General features: G+C 68.4%; 4 protein-coding genes. 1 reads left to right on the top strand and 3 read right to left on the bottom strand.

The window, feature by feature from the left end; all coding sequences use genetic code 11:
• A partial coding sequence (locus VF794_RS14865; protein ID WP_331110899.1) for a MotA/TolQ/ExbB proton channel family protein occupies nt 1-745 on the bottom strand: 745 nt, incomplete at its 3' end.
• A gap of 301 nt (nt 746-1046) precedes the next feature.
• Here VF794_RS14865 and VF794_RS14860 point away from each other — a divergent pair.
• Entirely contained in the window at nt 1047-1895 is an 849-nt protein-coding gene (locus VF794_RS14860; protein WP_331110897.1) for a hypothetical protein, read from the top strand.
• Nucleotides 1896-1898: 3 nt separating this feature from the next.
• On the opposite strand, the gene VF794_RS14855 is transcribed toward VF794_RS14860, so the two are convergent.
• Together VF794_RS14855 and VF794_RS14850 are read right to left on the bottom strand one after the other, a co-directional pair.
• A complete protein-coding gene (locus VF794_RS14855) occupies nt 1899-3812 on the bottom strand; it encodes an ATP-binding protein (protein WP_331110895.1) in 1914 nt (637 codons plus the stop codon).
• Nucleotides 3802-4033, bottom strand: a 232-nt coding sequence (locus tag VF794_RS14850) for a sensor histidine kinase (RefSeq protein ID WP_331110894.1), incomplete at its 5' end; no start/stop codon positions are given. The genes VF794_RS14855 and VF794_RS14850, both read right to left, overlap by 11 nt.

The raw sequence follows: 4033 nt of genomic DNA, 5'->3' as shown, positions 1-4033 counted from the left end.
CGTCCCCGTGGCCATGCGACGACGTGGGGATGGTCATGTTCTTGAACTTGTCGCGGTTGGTGACGATGAGGGTGAGGACCGAGACGCTGGTCTCGTTGATGTCGTTGATGAGGCCCTGGGTGCGGCCCATGAGCACCGAGAAGGCGATCAGCGCCGGGATGGCCGTCAGCAGACCGAAGCCCGTGCAGTTCATGGCTTCAGAAATACCGTTGGCGAGAATGGTCGCCTTGTCGGCCGGGTTCACGTTGGCCACGGCCTCGAAGCAGCTGATCAGACCGGACACCGTACCAAGCAGACCGGCGAGCATCGCCGCGTTGCCGAGCATGGCGAGGTAACCGGTGCGGGCCTCGATCTTCGGGGTCTCGCGCAGGCTGGCCTCATCGAGGGCGGCCTGGACCTCCTCCTCGCCCTTGGGCACGTTCATCAGGCCGGCCTTGATGACCTGGGTGAGCGGCGTCTGCTTCTGGCCGGCCACGTAGTTGATGGCCTTGTCCAGGTCACCGGCGTAGATGTGCTTCTTGAGCCCGCGCAGGAAGGCGTCCTTGTTGATGGACGCCTTGCCGAACAGCACGATGCCGCGCTCGATCATGATGGCCAGCGCGAACACCAGGCAGACGGCGATGGGGTACATACCCCACTGACCCGCCTCCCAGCGCATGGCGATTTCCTCGAACAGCGTGCGCTGAGCGCCGTGACCGCCGGCGTTGGCGAGGATGGTCAGATTCGTCAGAAACCCCAGGTTCATCGCGTGTTGCCTCCAAAAAGGGGCGAGAGCCCGACGTGACGGGCCCCGGTGCCGTCGGGTACCTCGTCGTGCGACCTCTCACACGATCCGGTAGCCGGGAATGGCTTGTAATGGAGGCGGACTTTAAGAACGCCCCTCCAAGAGTGTCAAGGCGTGCCAGGGACGCTTAGTTGCTGAAATCTCACGGGAATTTTGCGATCTGACACAGTCTGGACGGTAGGTCTGGTGGCGGACGTACTGCCTCTGTCGCACTGCGTCGCCTGCTTGACTGCCCCTGGGGGCGGGACTAAGGGCGGACCCCATGGCCAGAAAGCGGATCGGCGAGTTGCTCCTGGAGCGGGGGGCGATCACCCCGGCCCAGCTCGAGGCCGCGCTCCAGGTGCAGCAACAGACCCAGAAGCGGCTGGGGGCCGCGCTGGTGTCCCTGGGCGCCATCACCGAGAGGACGCTCGCGCACGCGCTGAGCGAGGCCCTGGGGGTGCCCGTCATCGACCTGGCCAACCGGCCCCCGGACTGGAGCGCCATCCACCTGCTGCGCCCGCGCTTCTGCGAGCAGCATGAGCTGTTCCCCGTGGCCCTGGAGAGCGTGGGCGGGCGCAAGGTGCTGGTGGTGGCCATGGCCGACCCGCTCGACTCCACCGCCGTGCAGGAGATGGAGTTCACCACCGGGCTCAAGGTGAGCACCCGCGTGGCCCCCCTGTCCGCCGTGCGCGCCGCCCTCCAGCGCTACTACCAACCACGGCCCGCCCCGGGCAGCGCCCCCGCCGCTGGGGGCCCCCCCGTCCTGGCTCCCACGCCCGCCTCGGAGCCCCTCCCCTCCGCCCAGGAGGATGACGTCGAGGAGATCATCGTCGGGCAGGAGCTTCCCCAGGGGGAGAGCACCCGCCGCGTGTCCCTGGAGCAGCTCATCCAGGAGCGCGAGGAGCAGCACCGGCGCAAGCGCGGCCAGGTGAAGCCCTCCTCCGTGAAGCGCGCCGCGGATCTCAGCGCCGATCTGGACTCGCTCTTCGGGGCCGCCCCCGGGCCCACCGAGCCGTTGGATCCCGTGGAGGAGCTGGAACGCAAGTTCTGGGCCCTCATGCGCATCATGGCGCGCAAGGGACTGCTCACGAAGGAGGAGTTCACCCAGGAGCTGGACGACGAGAGCTGAGCCTCAATCCTTGAGGGGGAAGTGCACGCTGAAGACGGTGCCACGGCCTGGCTCGCTCTCCACGCTCAGCCGGCCTCCGTGCTTCTCCACGATGCGCTGCACGATGGACAGGCCCAGCCCCGTGCCCCGCCCCTCCGTCTTCGTGGTGAAGAAGGGCTCGAAGATGTGCGACAGGTGCTCCGGCGAGATGCCGCAGCCCGTGTCCTTCACCCACACCACCGCCTCGCGCCCCTCCTTGCGCGTCCGCAGCGACACCTGCCCGCCCGGCTGCATCGCATGGCACGCGTTGGTGATGAGGTTCACGAACACCTGGAGCAGGTTCGCCTTCACCCCCGACAAGGGCGGCAGATCCCCGTAGTCGCGCTCCACCAACACCTTCGCCTGCGCCACCACGTGCTCGCAGTAGCCCACCGCCGTCTCCAGCAGCGCGTTGAGCTGCACCGGCTCCGGGCGCTCCTTGGCCGGCCTCGCGTAGGTCGTCAGATCGCGCGTGAAGCGCAGGATGCGGTGGCCGCTCTCCAATATCTTCTTCAGCTTCTCCGCGTCCGCCGCCCCCGCGCTGCCCGCCACCATCGCCCGTTGGAGCAGCGACTCCGCGTACGCCACCACCGCCGTCATCGGGTTGTTGATTTCATGCGCCACGCTCGCGGCGAGCTGCCCCATCGACGCCAGCTTCTCGGCCTGCATGACGCGCTGCTCCAACTGCGTCACCACCGTGACGTCCTGCCCGATGGCCATCAACCCCTCCACCTCCCCCTGGGAGGTGAGCGCCGAGGAGGCGGCGAACGAGGCCCGCGCCTCACCCGTGCGCGTGCGCAGCCGCACCTCGAAGTTGGGCACCGGCTCGCCCCGCAGGGCCGCCGCCAGCACCGAGCCCAGCCGTAGCCGCTCGTCGTCCGGCACCAGCCAGGAGACCTCCTTGCCCAGCACCTCCTCCTTGGCGAAACCGGTGAGCCGGCAGATGGCCTGGTTGAAGACGACCACCTTCTTGTCCCGGTTGATGACCACGATGAGCGCGTTGGCCTTCTCCAGCAGCTCCTCGAGGTACTTGCGCACGAACGTCAGCTCGTCGATGAGCTTGGCGTTCTTCACCGCCACCGCCACCTGGTTGGCCAGCTGCACCAGCACCCGCTCGTCGTGCGGCATGTCCACCGCGTCCCCGAGCGTGGACGGGTACTCCAGGTTGATGACGCCGTAGAGCTGCCCGCTGGCCACCAGGGGGGCACTCACCCCCCCCGTGCTGCTCTCGAAGAGCAGCGGCACCCTCGGGGCCACCACCACCCGGCCCGCGGGAATGGTCTCCAGAGACAGGTGCAGCTTCTCCACCGCGCTGCGCTTGAGCACCAGCGGCTCGCTCGAGCCGTCCCGCAGCCGGCCCTCCGCGTAGAGGCTCGTCAGTCCACCCGTGCGCGCGTCGATGATGCGGATGCAGAAGGCCCGCTCGGGGAAGAGTTCCTTCACCCCGCGCGCCACCGCCGCCACCAGCTCCTCCTCGCTGCCCGCCTCGGCCACGCTGCGCCCCAGGTCCAGCAGCACGCCCTCGGTGCGCGCCTGCTCCAGCAGCGCCTGCTCCACCACCACCAGCTGGCCGCGCATCAGCTCCGGCTCGCGCCGTCCCACCACCGACACCACCCCGCCCCGCCTCGCCAACCCCATCACCGCCACGCCTCCCTCGGGCAGCGCCACCTCCACGTCGCACGAGGTCCCCTCGTCGGGCACCTTCGACCCCGCCAGCGCCTCCATCAGCTGCGCCACCGTCGCGCCGTGCTCGAAGCAGAAGTGAGTGAAGGCGGTGTTGCAGGCCAGCGGCCGCAGCTCCACGTCGCAGAGCGCCGCGGGCTGCTCCAATGACTCGAAGAAGGCCCGGAAGACCTCGGCGGGAGGTCCTTCCGGCGCGCGACGGGACTCAGTCGTCATGCGAGCTGGCTTTGTCGAGGTCCACGATCTGCTGGGACCCCATATAGGCTTTCGTCTCGTAGCGGGTGATGCGTCCAATCTTGCGGACGATCTCCGCCATGCGCTCGGCCTCGCGGTAGATGATGTCCACCGGCTTGTAGGAGGTGTCCTCCTCCTTGAGCCTGCGCTTGAGCAGCTCCGCGTACCCCATGACCGAGGTGAGCGGCTGGTTGAGCTCGTGG

The sequence above is a fragment of the Archangium sp. genome, assembly GCF_036389735.1.
Taxonomy (GTDB): Bacteria; Myxococcota; Myxococcia; order Myxococcales; family Myxococcaceae; genus Archangium.
The sequence above is the reverse complement of the archived record's forward strand: the minus strand, read 5'-3'. Positions and strand labels throughout refer to the sequence as shown.

Excerpts from the sequence above, each read along its gene's own strand:
- VF794_RS14860 (WP_331110897.1), top strand. The coding sequence starts at position 1,047 with ATGGCCAGAAAGCGGATCGGCGAGTTGCTCCTGGAGCGGGGGGCGATC.
- VF794_RS14855 (WP_331110895.1), bottom strand. The coding sequence starts at position 3,812 with ATGACGACTGAGTCCCGTCGCGCGCCGGAAGGACCTCCCGCCGAGGTC.